Below are 23,141 nucleotides of genomic sequence, written 5' to 3'. Positions count from 1 at the left end.
GGGGATGCGGATTTCATCCCTCCGCAACAAACCGGGGGTCTCGCTCAGATGCGCACCCGCAGGTAGTAGAACCGGGTCGTCTGGGCCGGGTTCTGGTTGTCGTCGCTGGTCAGGAGGAGGTTCAGGCGGCCCTTGGTGTCGCGGCCGGTGATCGTCATGCCCTCGATGTTGTCCAGGAGGGGGTTGGGCTGGGGCTGCCTGGCCGTGGCGCCGAGGGCCGGGCAGGACGCGATGTCGGCGAGCAGGGTCTTCTTCACCGGCCGGACGCCGCTCCGGCCCGTGAGGTTCTCGACGCCGGCCGTGTCGGTGGCGCGGCGGGGGTCGGCGAGGTAGAGGCGGACGGTGTTGCCGACGCCCGCGGTGAAGCCGCGCTCCAGGACGAGGAGGCGGCCGTCGGGGGTGGCCTGGACCTCGGGGACGCCGAGGCCGGGGTCGGTGCGGTAGGCGTACTGGGCGGCGGGTGTGAAGCGGCCCCGGTGGCGCTGCCAGGTCTGGAAGCGGACGATCCCGGCGGAGTCGCCCGCTATCGCGTACTCCATGGAGGCCAGCAGGGTACGGCCGCCGGGCAGCAGGGTCAGGCCCTCGAAGGTCTGGTTGGCGGTGGCCCGGCCGGCCGGGGCGACCTGGAGGGCGGCGGGCACCGGGAGCCGGTCGAGGAGGCGGCCGTCGGGAGCGTAGCGGCGGACGGACGGCTCGGTCTCGGAGGAGACCAGCCGGGTGCCGTCGCGGTCGACGACCAGGCCCTCGGAGTCGAGGTCGGCGCCCTTCTCGTCGGCGAGGCGGACGACCCCCTTCGGCCGGAGGGTACGGGCGTCCAGCCGGAACAGCGACGAGCGGTCCCCCAGGGCCGCGAGCGAGCCGTCCCGGTCCACGGCGAGGGCGGAGAAGTTGCCGGTGTAGGTGCCCTCGTACGTCGTCTTGTCGAGCGCGTCGGAGAAGCGGTCGAGGACGGCGTACGGCGAACAGGCGTGGTGGCCCGGCGAGTGGGCGGCGGCGGGCCCGGCGGCGGTCGGCGAGGTGACCGCCGCCAGGCCGGCGGCGAGGCCGGCGAATACGGTTCTCAGGCGCATGGCCGTCACCGTAGGGCCGGCCGGTGACGTACGGGAAGCCGCCCCGTGAAGGGTCAGCCCTGCGGCGGGACGGCGACGAACGCCTCGCGCGGCTCGCTGGTCGGAGTGAAGCGGGCGACACCGGACTTGACCGGCACCAGGTCCTTGTGGATGGCCTTGGCGACGTTCTGGATGGTGGTCACGCCGTAGTTCATCGTGCTGTTGTCCTGGGTCAGCACGGTGATCATGTAGTCGTGGCCGGCGCCCTTGAAGGTGCCCAGGCTGTGCACGCGCCAGCCGTGCGTGGAGCGCTGCAGCCAGCCGTTCTTGACGTGCACGGAGACGGAGGACGGCGCGCCGGCCGGGGTGCCCCAGCGCTGCGAGGAGACGACCTGCCCCATCAGCTTCAGGATGTACTCGCGGGAGTTGTCGCTCAGCACGTTGTTCTTGGCGGTGATGAGCTGGAGCAGCTTCTGCTCGTCGTTGACGTTCTCCTGGGTCAGGCCCCAGTAGCCGCCCGTGCCCGGCACGGTCTTGGTCATGCCGGCGGCCTTGAGGAAGCCCTTGATCTTCGTCATGCCGAGCTGCTTCCAGAGCTTGCTGGTCGCGTTGTTGTCGGACTTGGTGATCATGGCCTTGGCGAGCGACTGCTCGGTGCTCGTCAGGTACCGGTTGTGCTTCTTGGCGTCCCACAGCAGCGTGGCGAGCACGGTGACCTTGACGGTGCTGGCCGAGTCGTAGGAGCTGGTGGCCCGCAGGGTGCAGGTGGTCTTGGTGCTGCGGTCGTAGAGGCCGACGGCGACGGTGCCCTTGCGGCCCGCGAGGGCGGCCGTGATGTCCTTCTTCAGCTTGGCGGCGAGGCCCGCCTTGGCCGACGTACAGGTCACGGCCGGGGTGGCGGCGGCGGCCGGGGTGGCGGCGGTGACGGCGGGTATGAGCAGCGCGGCGCTGACGACGGCCGCGAGCGCGCCGGCCCGGCCGGTGGTCCGGTGAGTCATGGAAAAAGTCCCCTTGGAGGTCCGGGCGTCCCCCTGAACGCCCTTGGGCGCACGTGTGCGCCGCCTTAGTCGACTCGCCAGAACTGTCGATGGTTGTACGTACGTTCGGCGCGGCGGCCTTGCTCACCGATCCGTCCTACTAGTCCCACTTTTTCCCTCACATCGGGGAAGGGGACGTGACCGCCGGGCGTGTCAGGACAGCCTGCCCTCACCATGACGGTGCCCGGCGCACCGCCCCTGCCGGACGCCCCGACTCCTGTCTCTGGAGAGCCACATGAAGCAGCTCCGCTCCTGGACGCTGGCCGCCGCCCTCGCCCTGACCGCCGTACTCCTGCCCGCCCAGTCCGCGACGGCCAAGGCCGCCCAGCCCTCCTGCCCCGACGGCTCCGTCTGCTTCTGGAGCGGCGAGAACTTCCGCGGCTCCTCCTGGGAGTGGACGTCCCGCAGCGGCTACCGCGACATGCCGTCGTTCCTCCACGACCACGTCGGCTCGTTCGTCTCCTCCACCCGCGCGTGTTTCATCAACTGGGGCCCGGTGGAGAAGCGCAACGTCTTCAACGGCGACTGGCGCTCCCGCTACCTGAGCGACTTCGGCGGCCGGATCGACGGGGTGGGACCGGGGAGCTGTTGACCCACCCGCCCGGCAACCGGCTTTCGAGGCCTGAGGGAACCATTGGGCTCCCTCAGGCCTCGAAGTCGTACTCCAAGACGTAGGCCGAGGAGTCCAGCACCATCTCGTTGACCTCGACGACGAGTCCGTCGGCGTCGAAGGCGGTGCGCGCGATCAGTACGACCGGTACTCCCGCCGGGAGCGCCAGCCGCTCGGCCTCCTCCGCGCCCGGCATCCGGGACCGGACCTCCTCCCGGAACCGGACGGGCCCACGCCCCAGCTCCGCGAGCCGCGCGTACGTGCCACCGGGCCCGGTCTCCGGCCGGGTGATCGCCGTACCCGCGACGAGGCCGGCCGGCAGATAGGACGTGGACAGCAGCACGGGCTTGCCGTCGAGCACGAACCGGCGCCGCCGGACACAGGCGTTCGCGTCCTCACCGAGCCCGAGGACCGCCGCGACAGCATCGGGCGCCGGCTCCTCCGTCACCTCCACCGAGTCCACGACCAGTTCCCGGTCCCCGATGTCGGCGGACCAGACGGAACGCCCCTCACCCCACCGCCCCCGCGCGAGCCGCTCGATGCCCCGGCGGCGGAGCTCCGCCCCCGTCCGCTGGTGTTCGGGCTGTCGCGCCGTCTCCCGGCCACTCATCCAGACCTCTTCTCCGGAAAACTCCAGACGTTTCCAGATGTTTCGGGGTGTTCCAGAAGAAGAGATGCCCGGCGACCGGAACGGGGATGCGTCCCTCGGTCAGTCCAAGTGCGTCGGTGCGAACATCCGCAGTACCGCCGGGAGTACCACCACCGACGGGCCCGGGGTGTTCAGGGCCCTTGTCAGGTCCTCCTGGAGGGATTCCGGGGTCGTGTGCACACCGGTCACGCCGAAGGATTCCGCCAGGGCCACGTAGTCGGGGCGGTGGAGTTCCGTGGCTGTCGGTTTGCCGAAGGCGTCCGTCATGTATTCGCGGAGGATGCCGTAGCCGCCGTCGTCGATGATCAGCCAGGTGACGGGGAGGTCGTACTGCTTGGCCGTGGCCAGTTCGGCGATCGAGTACAGGGCGCCGCCGTCGCCGGAGACCGCCAGGACCGGGCGGGTCGGGTCGGCCGCCGCCGCGCCGAGGGCCGCCGGGAAGCCGTAGCCGAGGCCGCCCGCGCCCTGGGCGGAGTGCATGAGGTTCGGGCCCTGCGCGTCGAACGCCGACCAGGCCCAGTACGCCAGGATCGTCATGTCCCAGAAGGACGGGGAGTCGGCGGGGAGGGCCTGTCGGACAGCCGAAAGCACATTCTGTTCCAGGGTCAGGTGCTGACCGTCGATACGCGACGCCACCTTGGCCAGCAGGGTGCGTACCCGCTCGCGTGCCGTCTCGTCCGGGCGGTCCTCCGCCGTCTCCAGCAGGGCCTGGAGGGCCAGGCGGGCGTCCGCGTGGATGCCCAGGGCCGGGTGGTTGGACTCCAGTTTGCCGAGGTCGGCCTCGATCTGGATCACCCGGCCGCGGGGCCTGAACGTGTGGTAGTTGGAGGAGAGTTCGCCCAGGCCCGAGCCGATCACCAGCAGGACGTCCGCGTCCTCCAGGAAGTCCGTGGTGTGGCGGTCCTCCAGCCAGGACTGGAGGGAGAGCGGGTGGTGCCAGGGGAACGCGCCCTTGCCGCCGAACGTCGTCACCACCGGCGCGTTCAGCTTCTCCGCCAGCAGCCGCAGCTTCCCCGAGGCGTCCGACCGTACGACCCCGCCGCCCGCGATGATCGCCGGGCGGGCCGCCTGGGACAGCAAGTGGGCGGCCAGCGCGGTCAGTTCGGGGCGCGGGGGCAGGTCGTCCGGGAGGGCGTCCGGCGCCGACACCACCGGCAGCGCGGCCGGAGCCAGCAGCACGTCCTGCGGGATCTCCACCCACACCGGGCCGTGCGGGGCGGTCAGCGCCGACTTCCAGGCCGCCGCGACCGCCGACGGGATCTGCGACTGGCTGCGGACCGTGTGAACCGACTTCACCACGCCCCGGAACGAGGCCGACTGGTCGGGGAGTTCGTGGAGGTAGCCCTTGCGGCCCCCGCCCAGCCCCGCGACCGGGACCTGGCTGCTGATCGCCAGCACCGGCGCGCTCGCCGCCGCGGCCTCCTGGAGCGCGGCCAGCGACGTCAGCGCCCCCGGACCCGTCGAGAGGAACAGCGGGGCCGCCTCACCCGTGATCCTGCCGTACGCGTCGGCCGCGAAGCCCGCGTTGTTCTCCACCCGGAGGCCGACGTAGCGCAGCGAGGAGCGGCGCAGGGCGTCGAACATGCCGAGCGCGTGCTGGCCGGGCAGGCCGAAGACGGTCGTCGCGCCGAGCCCGGCCAGCGTCTCCACGACCAGGTCTCCGCCGGTGCGCCCCGGGGGCGGGTTCAGGGCGGCGGTGATCTGCGCCTGCGTCGGGCGGAGTACCAGGTCGTGGTCGTGGGTCACTTCGCTTCAGCGTCCTTCCGGGCCGCGGCGATCTGGCGGCTCATGATGGTGGTCAGTTCGTAGGCGGTGTGCGAGGCCGCGACCGAGGTGATCTCGGCGTGGTCGTACGCCGGGGCGACCTCGACCACGTCCGCCGAGACCAGGTTGCACGACGCCAGGCCGCGCAGGATCTCCAGCAGCTCCCGGGAGGTCATGCCGCCCGCCTCCGGGGTGCCGGTGCCGGGCGCGTGCGCCGGGTCCAGGCAGTCGATGTCGATGGAGATGTACAGCGGGCGGTCGCCGATGCGCTGGCGCAGCTGGTCGGCTATCTCGTCGGCGCCCCGGCGGTAGACGTCCGCCGAGGTGACGATGCCGAAGCCCATCTTCTCGTCGTCGGTGAGGTCCTGCTTGCCGTACAGCGGGCCGCGGGTGCCGACGTGGGAGAGGGCCGAGGTGTCGAGGATGCCCTCCTCCACCGCGCGCCGGAACGGGGTGCCGTGGGTGTACTCGGCGCCGAAGTAGGTGTCCCAGGTGTCCAGGTGGGCGTCGAAGTGCAGCAGGGCCACCGGGCCGTGCTTCTTCGCCACCGAGCGCAGCAGCGGCAGCGCGATGGTGTGGTCGCCGCCGAGGGTCATCAGGCGGGCGCCGGTGCCGAGCAGGTCGTCGGCGGCGGCCTCGATGGTCTCCACGGCCTCGTTGATGTTGAACGGGTTCACCGCGATGTCGCCGCCGTCGGCGACCTGCGCCAGGGCGAACGGGGAGGCGTCCTGCGCCGGGTTGTACGGGCGCAGCAGCCGGGACGCCTCGCGGATGGCGTTGCCGCCGAAGCGGGCGCCGGGCCGGTACGAGACGCCGGAGTCGAACGGCACGCCCACCACGGCGACGTCGGCGGTGCCGACCTCGTCCAGGCGGGGCAGCCGGGCGAAGGTGGCGGGGCCGGCGTACCGCGGGATGCGGGAGGAGTCGACGGGGCCGCGGGGCGTCTCGTTGCTGCTCATCGTGAAATGCCTTCTTCCTTGCGCTTCGTCGCGCATGTACTGCTTTCCTGTGACTCTACTGGTGAGCCGGGACCGTTTCGGACGGGAGTTCGGGGGACCGCCCGGCGAGGCGTTCGCGCCAGGCGGCGAGGACGGCCTCGTCGGTGGGCCGGGTGGCCAGGGAGACGGCGACGTAGGCCACGAGCGAGGCCAGCAGGCCGTAGTAGACGGGTTCGTTGGCGAGGATGCCGTAGCCGGCCATCAGGCCAATGACGGCCAGGCCGCCGACGGCGACGGCGGCCAGCGCGCCCTGGGCCGTACCGCGCTTCCACAGCAGGCCGCCGAGGATGGGCACCAGCAGGCCGCCGACGAGCAGGTTGTAGGCCACGGTGAGCGCCTGGACCACGTCGTTCAGCGCGATCGCGGTGCCGATCACGGCGAGGCCCATGACGAGGATGAAGGCGCGGTTGCCGGCGACCTCGTCGTGTTCCTCGTGCTCCGCGGAGCGCTTGGCGAGGCCGCGCAGCCGGGACCAGATGTCGTTGTTGGCGACCGTGGCGCAGGCGATCAGGGCGCCGGAGGAGGTCGACATCACCGCGGCCAGGGCGGCGGCCAGCACCAGGCCGCGCACGCCGACGGGCAGTTCGTCCTTGACGATGGTGGCGAAGGCGTCGTCGGGGCTGCCCAGGTTGGGGTAGAGCACCTTGGCGGCGGTGCCGATCACCGCGCCGGCGACGGCGTAGGCCAGACAGTAGGTTCCGGCCACCGTGCCGCCCCAGCGGGCGGTGCGGTCGCTGCGGGCGGTGAACACGCGCTGCCAGATGTCCTGGCCGATCAGCATGCCGAACGTGTAGATCAGCACGTACGTGAAGATGGTCTCGCCGCCGACGCCCAGCGGGTCGAAGTAGGAGGTCGGCAGCTCGGCCTTCATCTCGGCGAAACCGCCCGCCTTGACCACCGCGATGGGCAGCAGCAGGAGCAGGACGCCGATCGTCTTGACGACGAACTGCACCATGTCGGTCAGGGTGATGGACCACATCCCGCCGAGGGTGGAGTACGCCACGACGATCGCGCCGCCGAGAATGATCGCGACCGTGCGGTTCACGTCGAACAGCACGTCGAAGATGGTGGCGTAGGCGATGGTGGAGGTCACCGCGAGCATCAGGGTGTACGCCCACATGACCACGCCGGAGATCACGCCCGCCCGGCCGCCGTAGCGCAGGTCCAGCATCTCGGAGACGGTGTAGACCTTCAGGCGGGCGATGCGCGCGGAGAAGAACACGGACAGGGCGAGGAGCCCGAGGCCGATGGTGAAGACCATCCAGGCGCCGGACAGGCCGTACTGGTAGCCCAGCCCCACGCCGCCGATGGTGGACGCGCCGCCGAGCACGATCGCCGCCATGGTGCCGGAGTACATGGCTGGGCCCAGGCGGCGGCCCGCCACCAGGAACTCGCTCTTGGACTTGGCGCGGCGCATGCCCCACCAGCCCATCGCCAGCATGCCGGCGAGATAGACGACGATCACTGTGTAGTCGACGGCCATGGGGCGGCCCTCCTTCGCGCACTGTCCGGTGGCGTGTCGTGCAGATCCTGCGGTTCTGTCGGCAGCGGCTCGCGGGGACATCCGCCCGTACCCGCGGCTGCCGTGCTCACTTGACAGTAGGTGGCCGGAAAGCGACTGCGAAGTATACGTTTCATACAGAGGAACGGGGCCGGATGGAAGGTACGCACACCATGCCGGAGACGAGCGGCCCGGCCCAGGCCCCGGCCGTCCCGCCGACCCCGCCGGTACCGCTCCAGGCGCTGCTGGCCCGGGAGGACCTCGCCCTGCGGCGGATCGCCGGGCCCGCGGACCCCGGGACCGTGATCCACGGCGCGCACACCTCGGAGATGGCCGACCCCTCCCCCTACCTGCTGGGCGGCGAGCTGCTACTCACGGCCGGGGTGCACATCCCGGAGGGAGCGGAACCGGGGGGCTACTTCGCCGACTACGTCTCCCGGATCGTGGCGGGGGGCGCCGCGGCGCTCGGCTTCGGGGTGGCCCCGGTGCACGACACGGTCCCGCCCGCCCTGGTCGCCGCCTGCGAGCGGCAGGGCCTGCCGCTGCTGGAGGTCCCGCCGCACACCGCGTTCTCGGCCGTGGCCCGGGCGGTCTGGCAGCTGATGGCCCAGGCCCGGCTGGCGGAGCTGCGCCGCGTCACCGAGGCCCAGCAGAGCCTCGCGGCGGCCGCCGCCCGCCCCGACCCCATTCCCTCGGTGCTGCGCCAGCTCGCCCAGCGCCTGTCCGGCCGGGCGGTCCTCTACGGCCCGGACGGCACGGAGGTCGCGGGGGCGGGGCGGGTACCGGAGGAGGGGGACGCGGGGGCGGCCCTGGCCGGGCTGGCCGACGTGGTCAGGCCGGCCCCCCGCCCGGCGGAAGCCCCCTCCCGCCCCGCCTCCGCCACCGACACCCACGGCGGTGTCCACCTCGCCGTCTACGCGCTCGGGGCCGGGGAGGGGTTCGTGCTCGGGGTGGCCGGCCGGCGGCGGGAGGCCGGGGACCACACCATCGCGTCGGTCGCCGCCGTGCTGCTGGCGCTGCTCACCGGGGAGCACCACAGCGGGGCCGGCGCGGCCCGCTCCTCCGCGCTGGTGCGGCTGCTGCTCGGCGCCCCGCCCGAGGAGGTGGCCCCGCTGCTCGGCGCCGGCCGCCTGCTCGTCGTGCACGCCCGGCCGGAGGCCCAGGCCCCGGACCCGGTCGCCGCGTCCGCGCTCGGCGCCGCGCTGGGCTCGCCGCTGGTCGACCTCGCCGGCGAGATCGTACGGGTGCTGGTGCCCGCCGACCGCGAACCGCGGCCGCAGCCCGGCTGGACCCTCGGGGTGAGCGCCCCGGCCGAGCCCCGGGAGTGGCCGGCCGCCGACACCCAGGCCGCCCGCGCCCTGGCCCGGGCCCGCGCCACCCGCGCCCCGCTGCTGCGGCACGCCGCCCGCCCGGCGCTCGCGGACCTGGTGCCGGCGGCGGACGCCGAGGCGCACGCCCGTACCCTGCTCGCCCCCCTCGCCGGGCAGCCCGCGCTCGCCGAGACGCTGCGCGCCTGGCTGTCGCTGCACGGCAGTTGGGACCGTACGGCGGTGGCGCTGGGCGTGCACCGCAACACCGTGCGGCAGCGCGTCGCCCGCTGCGCGGCCCTGCTGGCCACCGACCTGGACGACCCGGACGTGCGCATGGAGCTGTGGTTCGCCCTGCGCCGGGGCTGACCGCGCCGGGGCGTGACCCCCGTCCCAGCGGGTGATTTCCCCGCTACCGGCGCCGCGCGCTGCCCCACAATGGGTGCCATGCCGATATCCGGGACACCCAGCCGCGCCCAGCTCGTCGACCATCTGGTGCGCACCCGCATCGCGGGGGACGTCGCCACGCCCCGCGAGAACAACCTCTCCCACTACCGTCAGCTCGCCAACGGTGTCCGCGACTTCTGGCTCGGCCTGGAACTGGGCGACCGCTGGACGGACGAGCAGGACGTGCTCGCGGTGATGGCCGAGCGGGTGGGTGTCAACGACGACCCGGAGTACCGCTTCGGGCAGGACACCATCGACCCCGAGCTGACCGTGGACGCCCTGGACCGGATGGCGGCGCGGCTGCGCAAGGCGGCCGAGGACCGCCAGCGGGTGCTGTTCGCGACCGGGCACCCGGGCGGGCTGCTGGACGTGCACCGGGCCACAGCCGCCGCGCTGCGCGCCGCCGGGTGCGAGATCGTGGTCGTCCCGGACGGGCTGAGCACGGAGGAGGGGTACGTCATGCAGTTCGCGGACGTGGCCGTGCTGGAACACGGGGCGACGCTGTGGCACACCCACTCCGGGCAGCCGATGCGGGCCGTCCTGACCGGACTCGAGCGCGCCGGGCGTCCGCTGCCCGATCTCGTCGTGGCCGACCACGGCTGGGCGGGCTACGCGGGGCAGCACGGCGTGGACTCCGTCGGGTACGCCGACTGCAACGACCCGGCGCTCTTCCTCGCCGAGGCGGAGGGCACCGTGCAGGTGGTGGTCCCGCTGGACGACCATGTGGTCAGCCCCCGTCACTACGACCCGATGACGGCGTATCTGCTGGCCGGGGCGGGCCTGGCCTGACGCCTCGTCACTCCGGGCGCGGACACGACGTGCGGCCCCGCCGAGGGGGCCGCACACCGTGTTCGGTTGTCAGGTCGGATCAGTGGCCACCACCGCCACCGCCGCCACCGTGACCGCCGCCACCGCCACCGCCGTGGCCGCCGCCGCCACCGCCGCCGTGGCCACCGCCACCGCCGCCGTGACCGCCGCCACCGTCGCCGTGGCCACCGCCACCGCCACCGTGGTCACCACCGCCGTAGCCGCCGTGGTCGCCACCGCCGTAGCCGTCGTGGTCACCACCGTAGCCACCGTGGTCACCGCGACCGTAGTCGTCATCGTCGTCCCACCAGCCGCCGCCGTGGTCGTCGTCGTAACGGCTGTAGGAACTGTCGCTGCCGTAGTCCGAGGCGGAGGCCGTCGCGGCCGTGCCGAACGCGGCTCCGCCGGCCAGCAGCAGACCGGAGGCGGACAACGCGACAAGACGCCTCGTGCGCTGTGATCGCATGGGAATACCTTCCATCTCCATCGTCTCTCGCGGCTCCCTGGCGGAAGCGCGAGGTGGATGGCCGTCGCCGCGGCTGATGAGAAAGATGCGGCGCGGTCTTCAGGTGTCACCGCAGCACGGAATGAACGAACACGTCGTTCGCTGCGGCCCTTCACCCAGAGAGCCTAATCGGACATACGCCACAAGTCATCCCGAAAAGCACATCCGTCACAGATGTTTCGGAACGCGGACCACGCCCTCCTGGATCACGGTGATGGCGAGCCGCCCGTCCTGCGTGTATATGCGGGCCTGACCGAGGCCGCGGCCGCCGGACGCGGTCGGCGACTCCTGGTCGTACAGCAGCCATTCGTCCACCCGGAAGGGCCGGTGGAACCACATGGCGTGGTCCAGGGACGCCCCGACGACGTCCCCGACGGCCCAGCCGCCGCGCCCGTGGGCGAGCAGCACGGGGTCGAGCAGGGTCATGTCGGAGACGTAGGCGGCGAGGACGGCGTGCCGCAACGGGTCGTCGCCGTCGAGCTTGCCGTCCACGCGGAACCACACCTGGGAGTGCGGCTCGCGCGGCTCGCCGTAGCGCCCGTACGGCGGCTCGTCCACGTATCGGAGGTCGACCGCCTCGCGGGCCTTGAGGAACCGCTCCACGACCCGGGGCGCGAGGTGGCCGTAGCCGCCCAACCGCTCCGGGGAGGTGGGCAGGGTGGCCGGATCGGGCGCGGCGGGCATGGGCACCTGGTGCTCCAGGCCGTCCTCGTACGCCTGGAAGGACGCGGAGAGGTGGAAGACCGGCTTGCCGTGCTGGACCGCGACCACCCGGCGCGCGGTGAAGGACCGGCCGTCGCGGATGCGGTCCACGGTGTAGACGATCGGCGCGCCCGGGTCACCGGGGCGCAGGAAGTACGCGTGCAGGGAGTGGACGGGCCGGTCGGCGGGGACCGTGCGCCCGGCCGCGACCAGCGCCTGCGCCGCGACCTGCCCGCCGAAGACCCGCGGGACGACGGCGGAGCGGGACCGGCCGCGGAAGATGTCCTCCTCGATCCGCTCCAGGTCGAGCAGATCGAGGAGGTCCTGAAGTGCCTGGCTCATGGCGTGCAGGTATACCGCCCGGGGTCCCGGCGTCCTTAGAGACCCATGTCCTTGGCGATGATCGTCTTCATGATCTCGCTGGTGCCGCCGTAGATGCGGTTGACGCGGTTGTCCGCGTACAGGCGGGCGATCGGGTACTCGTTCATGTAGCCGTAGCCGCCGTGCAGCTGGAGGCAGCGGTCGATGACGCGGTGCGCGACCTCGGTGCAGAACAGCTTGGCGGAGGCGGCCTCGGCGGGGGTCAGCTCGCCGGCGTCCAGCGCCTCCAGCGCGCGGTCGGCGACGGCCTCGGCGGCGTCCACCTCGGCCTGGCAGGCGGCCAGCTCGAACTTGGTGTTCTGGAAGTGCGCGACCGGCTTGCCGAAGACGGTGCGCTCCTGCACGTACTGCTTGGCGAACCGGACGGCGGCCTTGGCCTGCGCGTAGGCGCCGAAGGCGATGCCCCAGCGCTCGGAGGCCAGGTTGTGGCCGAGGTAGTAGAAGCCCTTGTTCTCCTCGCCGAGCAGGTCCTCGGCGGGCACCTTGACGTCCACGAAGGCCAGCTCGGCGGTGTCGGAGGTGCGCAGGCCCAGCTTGTCCAGCTTGCGGCCGACGGAGTAGCCCTCGGACTTGGTGTCCACGGCGAACAGGGAGATGCCGTGGCGGCGGTCCTCGGCGGTGGGCGCGGAGGTGCGGGCGCAGACGATCACCTTGTCGGCGTGGACACCGCCGGTGATGAAGGTCTTGGCGCCGTTGAGGACGTAGTGCGTGCCGTCCTCGCTCAGCTTGGCGGTGGTCTTCATGCCCGCGAGGTCGGAACCGGTGCCCGGCTCCGTCATCGCGATGGCCCACATCTCCTCGCCGGTGACGAACTTCGGCAGGTAGCGCTTCTTCTGCTCCTCGGTGGCGAGCATCTTGATGTACGGCAGGGCGAGCAGCACGTGCACGCCGGAGCCGCCGAACTGCACGCCCGCGCGCGCGGTCTCCTCGTAGAGGACGGCCTCGAACTTGTGGGTCTCCAGGCCCGCGCCGCCGAACTCCTCGGGCACGCTGATGCCGAAGACGCCCAGCTCGCCGAGCTTGTAGTAGAAGTCGCGCGGCGCCTGGCCGGCGGCGAACCACTCGTCGTAGACCGGGACGACCTCGGCCTCGATGAAGGCGCGAAGGGTCTCCCGGAACGCCTCGTGATCCTCGTTGAACACCGTACGGCGCACGCCGCCACCTCCACGTACCTGACATCGGGCATGTCTAAGCGCTTGCTCATTCACCGTACCGGCGGGTACGGAAGCCCGTCCAGGGGGGTTCCGCCGTAATGCTCGTCACGCCCGGCCGCCCGGGGACCGGGGCCTGGGGCCGGCCCGGGGCCCGGGCCGGCCTGGGGCCCGGGGCTGGCCTGGGGCCCGGGGTCGGCTTGGTGGTCGGGCCCGCGCGCGGTTATTCCCGGCCCGCCGCCTCGAACGCCCCCCGCGCCATCCGGTGCAGCAGGTCTGCCGTCGTCCCCCGGCCGGGGAGCGTGCCGGCGCGGCCGAGGTGGGGGGTGGAGTTGAGCAGGCCGAAGACGGAGTGGACGGCCGAGCGGGCGGCCGGTTCGGTCAGGCCCGGATAGACCTCGCGGACCACCTGCACCCACAGCTCCACGTACTGCCGCTGGAGCTGGCGCACCAGCTTGCGGTCGCTGTCGCGCAGCCGGTCCAGCTCGCGGTCGTGCAGGGTGATCAGCGGGCGGTCGTCCAGGGCGAAGTCGATGTGGCCCTCGATCAGGGAGTCCAGCACGCGGGTCGCGGGGATCCCGTCGGCCTCCGCGAGCCGGCGCCGGGCACCGGTGAGCAGCTGCCCGCTGATGCCGACCAGCAGCTCGGCGAGCATCGCGTCCTTGCCCGGGAAGTGCCGGTACAGGCCGGGGCCGCTGATGCCGACCGCGGCGCCTATCTCGTCGACACCGACGCCGTGGAAGCCGCGTGCGGCGAAGAGCCGGGCGGCTTCCTTGAGGATCTGCTCGCGGCGGGTGGGGGCGTCGGTTCTGCTGGCCATGCCGTCAATTCTAGACAGCGACGTTAGCGGTCGTTAACCTGAAGGGGATGGTTAACGCTCATTAACAGGTTCGGACACCGGTGAGGGGACCGCAGGATGCAGGAGGCACCGGAGCTTCACAGCGCGGCCGATCCCGCGTCGGAGGGCTGGCGGGCCAACGAGAGGGCCCACCTCGCTCTCGTGGAGGAGCTGCGCGGCAAGCTGGCCGCGGCGGCCCTCGGCGGCGGCGAGAAGGCGCGGGCGCGGCACACCGCGCGCGGCAAGCTGCTGCCGAGGGACAGGGTGGACACACTGCTCGACCCGGGCTCGCCCTTCCTGGAGCTGGCACCGCTCGCGGCCGACGGGATGTACGACGGGCAGGCCCCGGCCGCCGGGGTGATCGCCGGCATCGGGCGGGTCAGCGGCCGCGAGTGCGTGATCGTGGCGAACGACGCCACGGTCAAGGGCGGCACGTACTACCCGATGACGGTGAAGAAACACCTGCGCGCCCAGGAGGTGGCCCTGGACAACCGGCTGCCGTGCGTCTATTTGGTCGACTCCGGCGGGGCCTTCCTGCCGATGCAGGACGAGGTCTTCCCCGACCGGGACCACTTCGGCCGGATCTTCTACAACCAGGCCCGCATGTCCGGCGCGGGCATCCCTCAGATCGCGGCCGTCATGGGCTCCTGTACGGCGGGCGGGGCGTACGTCCCGGCGATGAGCGACGAGGCCGTGATCGTACGGAACCAGGGCACGATCTTCCTGGGCGGGCCGCCCCTGGTGAAGGCGGCCACCGGCGAGGTCGTCACCGCCGAGGAACTGGGCGGCGGCGAGGTGCACTCCCGGGTCTCCGGGGTCACCGACCACCTCGCCGAGGACGACGCGCACGCGCTCGGGATCGTCCGGGACATCGTGGCCACGCTCCCCGCCCGGCGGTCCCTGCCCTGGGAGGTCAGGCCGTCCGTCGAACCCAAGGTGGACCCCTACGGGCTCTACGGCGCCGTCCCGGTCGACTCCCGTACGCCCTACGACGTCCGCGAGATCATCGCGCGCGTGGTCGACGGCTCCCGGTTCGCCGAGTTCAAGGCGGAGTTCGGGCAGACCCTGGTCACCGGGTTCGCGCGGATCCACGGCCACCCGGTGGGGATCGTCGCCAACAACGGCATCCTGTTCTCCGAGTCCGCCCAGAAGGGCGCCCACTTCATCGAGCTGTGCGACCAGCGCGGCATCCCGCTGGTGTTCCTCCAGAACATCTCCGGCTTCATGGTCGGCAGGGACTACGAGGCGGGGGGCATCGCCAAGCACGGCGCCAAGATGGTCACGGCGGTGGCCTGCACGCGCGTGCCCAAGCTGACGGTGGTGGTCGGCGGCTCCTACGGCGCGGGCAACTACTCGATGTGCGGCCGGGCCTACTCCCCCCGCTTCCTGTGGATGTGGCCGAACGCCAAGATCTCCGTGATGGGCGGCGAGCAGGCCGCGTCCGTGCTGGCCACCGTCAAGCGGGACCAGTTGGAGGGGCGCGGCGAGGAGTGGCCCGCCGAGGAGGAAGAGGCGTTCAAGACGCCGATCCGTGCCCAGTACGAGCGCCAGGGCAACGCCTACTACGCCACCGCCCGGCTCTGGGACGACGGCGTGATCGACCCGCTGGACACCCGTCAGGTCCTCGGACTGGCCCTGACGGCCTGCGCCAACGCGCCTCTGGGAGACCCCCAGTTCGGCGTCTTCCGGATGTGAGGAGGGGAACCGTGTTCGACACAGTGCTGGTGGCCAACCGGGGCGAGATCGCCGTACGCGTGATCCGTACGCTGCGCGCCCTGGGCGTGCGCTCGGTGGCGGTCTTCTCCGACGCCGACGCCGACGCGCGGCACGTACGGGAGGCCGACACGGCGGTGCGGATCGGTCCGGCGCCGGCCGCCGAGAGCTATCTGTCCGTGGAGCGGCTGCTGGAGGCCGCCGCCCGCACCGGCGCCCAGGCCGTCCACCCCGGGTACGGCTTCCTCGCCGAGAACGCGGCCTTCGCGCGGGCGTGCGAGGAGGCGGGGCTGGTCTTCATCGGCCCGCCGGCGGACGCGATCGCGCTGATGGGCGACAAGATCCGGGCCAAGGAGACGGTCGAGGCGGCCGGGGTGCCGGTGGTGCCGGGCGGCCGCGACCCGGAGCTGGCCGAGGCGGCCCGCGCCCTGGGCGCGCCCGTGCTGCTGAAGCCGTCGGCCGGCGGCGGCGGCAAGGGCATGCGCCTGGTGCGGGACCTGACCGTGCTGGAGGAGGAGATCGCCGCCGCCCGCCGGGAGGCCCGCACCTCCTTCGGTGACGACACACTGCTGGTGGAGCGGTGGATCGACCGCCCCCGGCACATCGAGATCCAGGTGCTGGCCGACGGCCACGGCAACGTGCTGCACCTGGGCGAGCGCGAGTGCTCCCTCCAGCGGCGTCACCAGAAGGTCGTCGAGGAGGCGCCGAGCGTGCTCCTGGACGAGGAGACCCGGGCCGCGATGGGCGAGGCGGCCGTGCAGGCGGCCCGCTCGTGCGGGTACCGGGGCGCGGGCACGGTGGAGTTCATCGTCCCGGGCGGCGACCCCTCGCAGTACTACTTCATGGAGATGAACACCCGTCTCCAGGTGGAGCACCCGGTCACCGAACTGGTGACCGGCCTTGACCTGGTGGAGTGGCAGCTGCGGGTCGCGGCCGGCGAACGGCTGCCCTTCGGCCAGTCGGAGATCACGCTCACCGGGCACGCGGTGGAGGCCCGGATCTGCGCCGAGGACCCCGCGCGCGGCTTCCTGCCCTCCGGCGGCACGGTCCTGCTGCTGGACGAGCCCGAGGGCGACGGGGTGCGCACCGACTCCGGGCTGAGCGAGGGCACCGAGGTGGGCAGCCTGTACGACCCGATGCTGTCCAAGGTGATCGCCTACGGCCCCGACCGCGCGACCGCGCTGCGCAGGCTCCGGGCGGCCCTGGCGGAGACGGTCACGCTGGGCGTGCAGACCAACGCCGGGTTCCTGCGCCGGCTGCTGGCCCATCCGGCGGTCGTCGCGGGCGACCTGGACACCGGGCTGGTGGAGCGGGTGGTGGACGACCTGGCCCCCGCCGAGGTGCCGGAGGAGGTGTACGAGGCGGCGGCGGCCGTACGGCTTCAGGCGCTGAAGCCGAGCGCGGAGGGCTGGACCGACCCGTTCTCGGTGCCGAACGGCTGGCGGCTGGGCGGCACCCCGAAGCCGCCCGTCTTCCACCTGCGGGTGCGCGAACCGGTCGCCCACACCCCCCGGGGCGCCCACACCGTCACCGGTGACCGGGTGACCGTCACCCTGGACGGCGTCCGGCACACCTTCCGCCGGGCCGGCGACTGGCTCGGCCGGGACGGCGACGCCTGGCAGGTGCGCGACCACGACCCGGTCGCCGCGTCCCTGAACCGCGCGGGCCACGCGGGCGCCGACTCCCTCACCGCGCCCATGCCGGGCACGGTCACGGTGGTCAAGGTGGCCGTCGGCGACGAGGTGACCGCCGGGCAGAGCCTGCTGGTGGTGGAGGCGATGAAGATGGAACACGTCATCTCCGCCCCGCACGCGGGCACGGTCGCCGAACTGGACGTGACACCGGGCAGCACGGTCGCCATGGACCAGGTGCTGGCCGTCATCGCACCGCACGAGGAGGCGGCCGGATGAGCGTCACAGGACTGCCCATGACCGTCCCGGCCGAGGGCCTGCCCGCGCGGGTGCGGATCCACGAGGTGGGCGCGCGCGACGGGCTGCAGAACGAGAAGACGGCCGTGCCGACGGCGGTGAAGGCCGAGTTCATCCGCCGGCTGGCCGGCGCGGGCCTGACCACCATCGAGGCGACGAGCTTCGTGCATCCCAAGTGGGTGCCCCAACTCGCCGACGCGGAGGAGCTGTTCCCCCAGGTCAAGGACGTGGACGCGGCGCTTCCGGTGCTGGTGCCCAACCAGCGCGGACTGGACCGGGCCCTCGCCCTCGGCGCCACGTACGTCGCCGTGTTCGCCAGCGCCACCGAGTCCTTCGCCAAGGCCAACCTCAACCGCACGCTGGAGGAGTCCCTCGCGGTGTTCGAGCCGGTGGTGCGGCGCGCGAAGGACGAGGGCGTACGGGTGCGCGGCTATGTCTCCATGTGCTTCGGCGACCCGTGGGAGGGCCCGGTGCCGCTCGCCCAGGTGGCGCGGGTGTGCGGGGCGCTGCGGGACATGGGCTGCGACGAGCTGAGCCTCGGCGACACCATCGGGGTGGCCACGCCGGGCCAGGTCCGGGCGCTGCTCGGCCTGCTGAACGAGCGGGGGGTGCCGACCGACGCGCTCGGCGTGCACTTCCACGACACCTACGGCCAGGCGCTCGCCAACACCCTGGCCGCCCTCCAGCACGGCGTCACCACCGTGGACGCCTCCGCCGGTGGGCTCGGCGGCTGCCCGTACGCCAAGTCCGCCACCGGCAATCTCGCCACCGAGGACCTCGTCTGGATGCTGCACGGGCTCGGCATCGAGACGGGGGTCGACCTCGGCCGTCTGACCGCCACCAGCGTGTGGATGGCCGAACAGCTGGGCCGGCCCAGCCCGTCCCGTACCGTCCGCGCTCTCTCCCACAAGGACCAGTGATCAGCATGGACCACCGTCTCAGCCCCGAGCTGGAGGAACTCCGCCGTACGGTGGAGGAGTTCGCGCACGACGTCGTGGCGCCGAAGATCGGCGACTTCTACGAGCGGCACGAGTTCCCGTACGAGATCGTCCGCGAGATGGGCCGCATGGGCCTGTTCGGGCTGCCGTTCCCCGAGGAGTACGGCGGGATGGGCGGCGACTACCTGGCGCTCGGCCTCGTCCTGGAGGAACTGGCCCGGGTGGACTCCTCCGTGGCGATCACCCTGGAGGCGGGCGTCTCGCTGGGCGCGATGCCGCTGCACCTGTTCGGCACGGAGGAGCAGAAGCGGGAGTGGCTGCCCCGCCTGTGCTCGGGCGCGATCCTGGGCGCGTTCGGCCTGACGGAACCGGACGGCGGCAGCGACGCGGGGGCGACCCGTACGACGGCCCGGCTGGACCCGGACACGGACGAGTGGGTGATCAACGGCACCAAGTGCTTCATCACCAACTCGGGCACGGACATCACGGGGCTGGTCACGGTCACCGCGGTCACCGGCCGCAAGCCGGACGGCCGCCCGGAGATCTCGGCCGTCATCGTGCCGTCCGGCACCCCGGGCTTCACGGTGGCGGCGCCCTACTCGAAGGTCGGCTGGAACGCCTCCGACACCCGCGAGCTGTCCTTCCAGGACGTCCGGGTCCCGGCGGCCAACCTGCTGGGCGAACGGGGCCGCGGCTACGCCCAGTTCCTGCGTATCCTGGACGAGGGCCGGATCGCCATCGCCGCGCTCGCCACGGGCCTGGCCCAGGGCTGTGTGGACGAGTCGGTGAAGTACGCGAAGGAACGTCACGCCTTCGGCCGCCCGATCGGCGCCAACCAGGCCATCCAGTTCAAGATCGCGGACATGGAGATGAAGGCCCACACGGCCCGCCTGGCCTGGCGCGACGCGGCCTCCCGCCTGGTCGCGGGCGAACCCTTCAAGAAGGAGGCCGCCCTCGCCAAGCTCCACTCCTCCACGGTCGCCGTGGACAACGCCCGCGACGCGACCCAGATCCACGGCGGCTACGGCTTCATGAACGAGTACCCGGTGGCCCGCATGTGGCGAGACTCCAAGATCCTGGAAATCGGCGAGGGCACGAGCGAGGTCCAACGCATGCTGATCGCCCGCGAACTGGGCTTGCAAAGCTGACCCACCACCGCTCGCGCGGGTCGGACTGGGCCGGAGGCGCCGTGGCATCGCTCATCCCGCCGTGCTGAACGTGCCGTTCGCCGCCATGCTCATGGGCATCGCCGCTACGCTCACCGGGCATGGCCCAAGCGCACGGTAGTGACGAGAAGCCCGACGCCTCCGTGATCGTCGCCCGCGACGAGCAGGGGCAGGTCGCCGTCCTGACTGCGGAGTTCCCCCGGCATGGGGGCGAGTACCTGTTCCTGCCCGGAGGCAAGGCCGAGGCGGGCGAGACGCCGGAACAGTGTGCCCGCCGCGAACTCCTCGAAGAGGCGGGCATCACCGCCCGGGCCTGGCGGCGCCTCGGCTCGTACGCCATGACGCTCGACTCCGCCGCACGGGTTCACCTCTTCGAGGCCACACGACTCTCCTGCGGCCCTCAGCAACTCATGCCGTGGGAAGCGAACTTCAAGCTCATGTGGTGGACGATGGACAACGCGCTCGACGCCGTCGGAGAGGGCCGTTTCCTCTTGCAGGGCGGCCCCTTGGCGCTGCTTCTCGCAAGCAGGGTGCCGGTCGACTCCCGGCCCTGATTCCGGATGCGAGCCGGTGGGCTGAGGTGACGCCGCTCGCGCCGTTTGCGTGGGTCGGGCTGGGCCGGGGTTGTCTGGTTGCCGTGGGGCCGCCCGCTTCTCGGTGAGTGTCGTGCTTCCGCGAGGTGAGTCAAGGGCGCGTTCCGCGTCGGCTGCGCCGATGGGCCTGCGGCCCACCCTTGACACACCTCGCTCCAGCACGAGGAAGAAGCGAGCGGGCAGCCCGGGGAAAGTGGCCGACTCAGGTCCCTTGACCCCTGCCGTCGGCTGCGTTCGCACCGTGGGTCGGGGTTGCGCGTCCTCGCCTCGCATGGACGCCGGGCCGGTTCGGCGGCCTGCGGACCGGTGGCTGGTGCGCGCTCGCTTCTCGCCAGCACGCCGGGTGAGTTGGGCGGCTTGCGGGTTGGTGGGTGGCGTGCGGTGGCGCCGGGGGGGGATGAGTGAGAGGTGATGGGGCGGTGGGCCTGGGGGGTGGGTAGTTTTGGACTGCTTGTCCATAACTAAGTCCCCTGCCCCTCGCCTCCTTGCCCCTCGCGTATCTGGGCTGCCGTGGCAGTAGTCGTCGCCCGACACCCCCGTTCGCGAGATGGCCGCTCGTCCGCAGGGCCCATCCGCCGGGCCGCAGGCCGCTGAGCCGGCCCGGCGTGCCGGTGAGGCGCGATCGCGTGCCCACCACCGGGCCGCAAAGCCGCTCAACCGGCCCGGCGTGCTGGCGAGGCGCGAGCGCGTCCCTTGGCTACGGGAGTGTGTAGCTCACCTATGGGTCCGGTGCCGGGCTGGGCCACTGTTCTTTCGGCCGCTCGCTCGCTTCTGCCCCGGGCTGGAGCGAGGTATGTCAAGGGTGGCCCGCAGGGCCATCGCCGAAGGCGACGCGCAGCGCCCTTGACTCACCTCGCGGAAGCCCGACACTGACCGGGAAGCGAGCGGCCCGACGGCCACTTGGAGAAAGGGGCAACGCGTCCTACGCAACAGGGCTGACGGCGCCTCCGAATGGTGCGCTCCCCGACCCCACCCTCTGGACATAAGCTGAGGTTAGGCTAACCTACCTTCGAACTTGTCCGGCGGGCGCTCCGCCCCGGTCGAAAGCAGTCATACCCATGTCCCATGCCCGTGTCACCCACCTCACCCGCCGCGGACTGCTCGCCGCGGGCGGCGCCCTCGGTCTCGGTGCCGCGCTCGCCGCCTGCGGGGACGACAAGGGCAAAGACGGTGGCTCCGGCGGGAGCACGGGCGCGGGCAAGTCGGGCCCCTGGTCGTTCAAGGACGACCGCGGCACGCCCGTGAAGCTGGACAAGGTCCCCGCGAACATCGTCGCGTTCACCGGCGTCGGCGCCGCGCTGTACGACTACGGCATCCAGGTCAAGGGCGTCTTCGGCCCGACGAAGACCACCGCCGGCAAGCCCGACGTCCAGGCCGGCGACATGGACATCAGCAAGGTGACGGTCCTCGGCAACGCCTGGGGCCAGTTCAACATCGAGAAGTACGCCTCCCTCGCCCCGGACGTGCTCATCACGACGATGTTCGACGGCGCCGGCACCCTCTGGTACGTCCCCGAGGAGTCGAAGGGGAAGATCTCCCAGCTGGCCCCCAGCGTCGGCATCTCCGTCTACGACCGTCAGCTCACCCAGCCGCTCCAGCGCATGTGGGACCTGGCCGAGTCGCTCGGCGCGGACATGAAGGCCGCCAAGGTCGCCGACGCCAAGAAGCGGTTCGAGGACGCCGCCGCCCGGCTGCGCGCCGCCGCCAAGGCCAAGCCCGACATCAAGGTGATGGCCGGCAGCGCCAGCGACCAGCTGTTCTACGTCTCCGGCAGCAACCTCTCCATCGACCTGGAGTACTTCAAGTCCCTCGGCGTGAACCTCGTGGAGCCCCCGGAGAGCGCCAAGAAGCAGGGCGGCGGCTGGTACGAGTCGCTCAGCTGGGAGAACGTCGACAAGTACGGCGCCGACATCATCATGATGGACGACCGCTCCTCGGCCATCCAGCCCGCCGACATCACCAAGGCCACCTGGAAGAAGCTGCCCGCGGTGAAGGCGGGTCAGATCATCCCCCGCTCCCCCGAGCCGATCCTCTCGTACGACAAGTGCGTTCCGCTGCTCACCAACCTGGCCGAGGCCCTGGAGAAGGCCAAGAAGGTCAGCTGACGCCGGTCCAGCCCCCCGACAAAGCCCTGAACCACACCCTCAGGAGCCACACATGACCACGGCCGTAGCCGCCCCGTTCCGTTTCTTCTCCCTCCAGGTCGTACGGACGAGGCGGCTCGGCCCGTCTCTGGTCCGGGTCACCTTCACCGGTGCCGACCTGCACGCCTTCCACTCCGACGGGCACGACCAGTCCCTGTCGCTGTTCCTGCCGCACCCCGGGCAGAGCGAACCGGCCGTCCCGCTGGAGCTGGGCGACGGCTGGTGGCAGGGCTGGCGGGAACTGCCGGACGACGTACGGGCCGTGATGCGCTCGTACACGCTGCGGGCGCTGCGCCGCGACCCCGACGAGATCGACATCGACTTCGCCCTGCACGGCGTGGAGCCGGGTGCCGCCACCCCGGCCGGTCCCGCCTCCCGCTGGGCCGCGCGGGCCGCCGCCGGCGACCGGGTGCTGCTGCTCGGGCCGGCCGTCGCCGACAACCGCGCGATCCGCTTCCGCCCGCCCGCGGACACCGATCTCGTCGTCCTGTGCGGCGACGAGACGGCCGTACCCGCCGCGACCGCGATCCTGGAGTCCCTGCCCGCCGGGACCCGGGTCCGGGCCTGGCTGGAGGTGCCGCACGCCGGCGACGTGCAGGACGTGCGCACGGAGGCGGACGCGGAGATCACGTGGCTCGTCCGGCACGACGGGTCCCCCATGGCCGTCGACGCCGTGCGGGACGCCGCGCTGCCGGCCGCCGAACTGCCGTATGTGTGGCTCGCCGGGGAGTCCGGCCAGGTCAAGGCCCTGCGGCGGCACTTCGTCGGCGAACGCGGCGTGGACCGGCGGCGCGTGACGTTCGTCGGCTACTGGCGCCAGGGACTGACGGAGGAACAGCTCCGCGCGGCGGGCGAGTAGTCCGGTCCCCTTCCCCTTCGGCCTGATCCGGCCCGGGGAGAGGCACGCCCACCT

General features: G+C 72.2%; 19 protein-coding genes and 1 pseudogene. 11 read left to right on the top strand and 9 right to left on the bottom strand.

The features are described 5' to 3' along the window. Positions 1–44: 44 nt before the first annotated feature. Together ACSURM_RS23430 and ACSURM_RS23425 are read right to left on the bottom strand one after the other, a co-directional pair. Positions 45–1,070 carry an esterase-like activity of phytase family protein gene (locus tag ACSURM_RS23430; protein ID WP_436957670.1) on the bottom strand — a complete coding sequence of 342 codons (1,026 nt, stop codon included), beginning with the start codon at positions 1,068–1,070 and terminating at the stop codon, positions 45–47. A gap of 53 nt (positions 1,071–1,123) precedes the next feature. Beyond that, positions 1,124–2,047, bottom strand: coding sequence for a serine hydrolase (locus ACSURM_RS23425; RefSeq protein WP_436957668.1), 924 nt, complete (start codon positions 2,045–2,047; stop codon positions 1,124–1,126). A 274-nt stretch (positions 2,048–2,321) separates the two neighbouring features. On the opposite strand from ACSURM_RS23425, the gene ACSURM_RS23420 reads away from it, so the two are divergent. After that, the gene (locus tag ACSURM_RS23420; RefSeq protein ID WP_436957666.1) at positions 2,322–2,678 is read left to right on the top strand and encodes a peptidase inhibitor family I36 protein; all 357 of its coding nucleotides are present in this window, start codon (positions 2,322–2,324) and stop codon (positions 2,676–2,678) included. A gap of 52 nt (positions 2,679–2,730) precedes the next feature. Here the strand turns inward: ACSURM_RS23420 and ACSURM_RS23415 are convergent. From ACSURM_RS23415 to ACSURM_RS23400, 4 genes and pseudogenes are all read right to left on the bottom strand, one after another. Beyond that, a pseudogene (locus ACSURM_RS23415) lies at positions 2,731–3,252 on the bottom strand (GntR family transcriptional regulator); the annotation flags it as partial. A 153-nt stretch (positions 3,253–3,405) separates the two neighbouring features. After that, positions 3,406–5,091 carry a thiamine pyrophosphate-binding protein gene (locus ACSURM_RS23410; protein WP_436957664.1) on the bottom strand — a complete coding sequence of 562 codons (1,686 nt, stop codon included), beginning with the start codon at positions 5,089–5,091 and terminating at the stop codon, positions 3,406–3,408. Next, positions 5,088–6,068 carry an agmatinase gene (speB, locus tag ACSURM_RS23405; RefSeq protein WP_030782388.1) on the bottom strand — a complete coding sequence of 327 codons (981 nt, stop codon included), beginning with the start codon at positions 6,066–6,068 and terminating at the stop codon, positions 5,088–5,090. Before speB ends, ACSURM_RS23410 begins: the two co-directional genes overlap by 4 nt. Positions 6,069–6,123: 55 nt before the next feature. After that, on the bottom strand, positions 6,124–7,590 hold the full coding sequence (locus ACSURM_RS23400) for a sodium:solute symporter (RefSeq protein WP_436957661.1): 1,467 nt from the start codon (positions 7,588–7,590) through the stop codon (positions 6,124–6,126). Positions 7,591–7,763: 173 nt separating this feature from the next. Between ACSURM_RS23400 and ACSURM_RS23395 the strand changes: the two genes are divergently transcribed. The 3 genes from ACSURM_RS23395 to ACSURM_RS23385 all read left to right on the top strand — a co-directional run bounded on the left by ACSURM_RS23395 (position 7,764) and on the right by ACSURM_RS23385 (position 10,629). Beyond that, complete coding sequence (locus ACSURM_RS23395) at positions 7,764–9,284, top strand: PucR family transcriptional regulator ligand-binding domain-containing protein (protein ID WP_436957659.1); 1,521 nt, start codon at positions 7,764–7,766, stop codon at positions 9,282–9,284. Positions 9,285–9,362: 78 nt separating this feature from the next. Continuing rightward, positions 9,363–10,151 (top strand): phosphatase, encoded by a 789-nt coding sequence (locus tag ACSURM_RS23390; protein WP_436957657.1) that lies wholly within the window; start codon positions 9,363–9,365, stop codon positions 10,149–10,151. Positions 10,152–10,233: 82 nt separating this feature from the next. Beyond that, positions 10,234–10,629, top strand: coding sequence for a hypothetical protein (locus ACSURM_RS23385; protein WP_436957655.1), 396 nt, complete (start codon positions 10,234–10,236; stop codon positions 10,627–10,629). Positions 10,630–10,842: 213 nt separating this feature from the next. Here ACSURM_RS23385 and ACSURM_RS23380 read toward each other — a convergent pair whose 3' ends face one another. The 3 genes from ACSURM_RS23380 to ACSURM_RS23370 form a co-directional block, all read right to left on the bottom strand. Then, entirely contained in the window at positions 10,843–11,718 is an 876-nt protein-coding gene (locus ACSURM_RS23380) for an acyl-CoA thioesterase (protein ID WP_436957653.1), read from the bottom strand. Between the two features lie 35 nt (positions 11,719–11,753). After that, positions 11,754–12,911, bottom strand: coding sequence for an acyl-CoA dehydrogenase family protein (locus ACSURM_RS23375; protein ID WP_359048001.1), 1,158 nt, complete (start codon positions 12,909–12,911; stop codon positions 11,754–11,756). Positions 12,912–13,131: 220 nt separating this feature from the next. Then, complete coding sequence (locus ACSURM_RS23370; RefSeq protein WP_436957651.1) at positions 13,132–13,728, bottom strand: SACE_7040 family transcriptional regulator; 597 nt, start codon at positions 13,726–13,728, stop codon at positions 13,132–13,134. 96 nt (positions 13,729–13,824) lie between these two features. Here ACSURM_RS23370 and ACSURM_RS23365 point away from each other — a divergent pair, with 96 nt between their 5' ends. The 7 genes from ACSURM_RS23365 (at position 13,825) to ACSURM_RS23335 (ending at position 23,087) form a co-directional block, all read left to right on the top strand. Further along, a complete protein-coding gene (locus ACSURM_RS23365; RefSeq protein WP_436957649.1) occupies positions 13,825–15,441 on the top strand; it encodes a carboxyl transferase domain-containing protein in 1,617 nt (538 codons plus the stop codon). Positions 15,442–15,452: 11 nt separating this feature from the next. Continuing rightward, on the top strand, positions 15,453–17,369 hold the full coding sequence (locus tag ACSURM_RS23360; protein WP_436957648.1) for a biotin carboxylase N-terminal domain-containing protein: 1,917 nt from the start codon (positions 15,453–15,455) through the stop codon (positions 17,367–17,369). Continuing rightward, complete coding sequence (locus ACSURM_RS23355) at positions 17,366–18,307, top strand: hydroxymethylglutaryl-CoA lyase (protein WP_436957646.1); 942 nt, start codon at positions 17,366–17,368, stop codon at positions 18,305–18,307. The genes ACSURM_RS23360 and ACSURM_RS23355 overlap by 4 nt, the downstream gene beginning before the upstream one ends. A 5-nt stretch (positions 18,308–18,312) precedes the next feature. Then, the gene (locus tag ACSURM_RS23350) at positions 18,313–19,473 is read left to right on the top strand and encodes an acyl-CoA dehydrogenase family protein (protein ID WP_436957644.1); all 1,161 of its coding nucleotides are present in this window, start codon (positions 18,313–18,315) and stop codon (positions 19,471–19,473) included. A gap of 119 nt (positions 19,474–19,592) precedes the next feature. Then, positions 19,593–20,045, top strand: coding sequence for an NUDIX hydrolase (locus tag ACSURM_RS23345; protein ID WP_436957643.1), 453 nt, complete (start codon positions 19,593–19,595; stop codon positions 20,043–20,045). 1,097 nt (positions 20,046–21,142) lie between these two features. Then, positions 21,143–22,189, top strand: a complete 1,047-nt coding sequence (locus ACSURM_RS23340) for an ABC transporter substrate-binding protein (RefSeq protein WP_436957642.1) — start codon at positions 21,143–21,145, stop codon at positions 22,187–22,189. Between the two features lie 52 nt (positions 22,190–22,241). After that, positions 22,242–23,087 (top strand): siderophore-interacting protein, encoded by an 846-nt coding sequence (locus ACSURM_RS23335; protein WP_436957641.1) that lies wholly within the window; start codon positions 22,242–22,244, stop codon positions 23,085–23,087. The last annotated feature ends 54 nt before the right edge of the window (positions 23,088–23,141 follow it).

Source organism: Streptomyces sp. SudanB182_2057 (assembly GCF_964272715.1).
Lineage (GTDB): Bacteria > Actinomycetota > Actinomycetes > Streptomycetales > Streptomycetaceae > Streptomyces > Streptomyces rubradiris.
The sequence above is the reverse complement of the archived record's forward strand: the minus strand, read 5'-3'. Positions and strand labels throughout refer to the sequence as shown.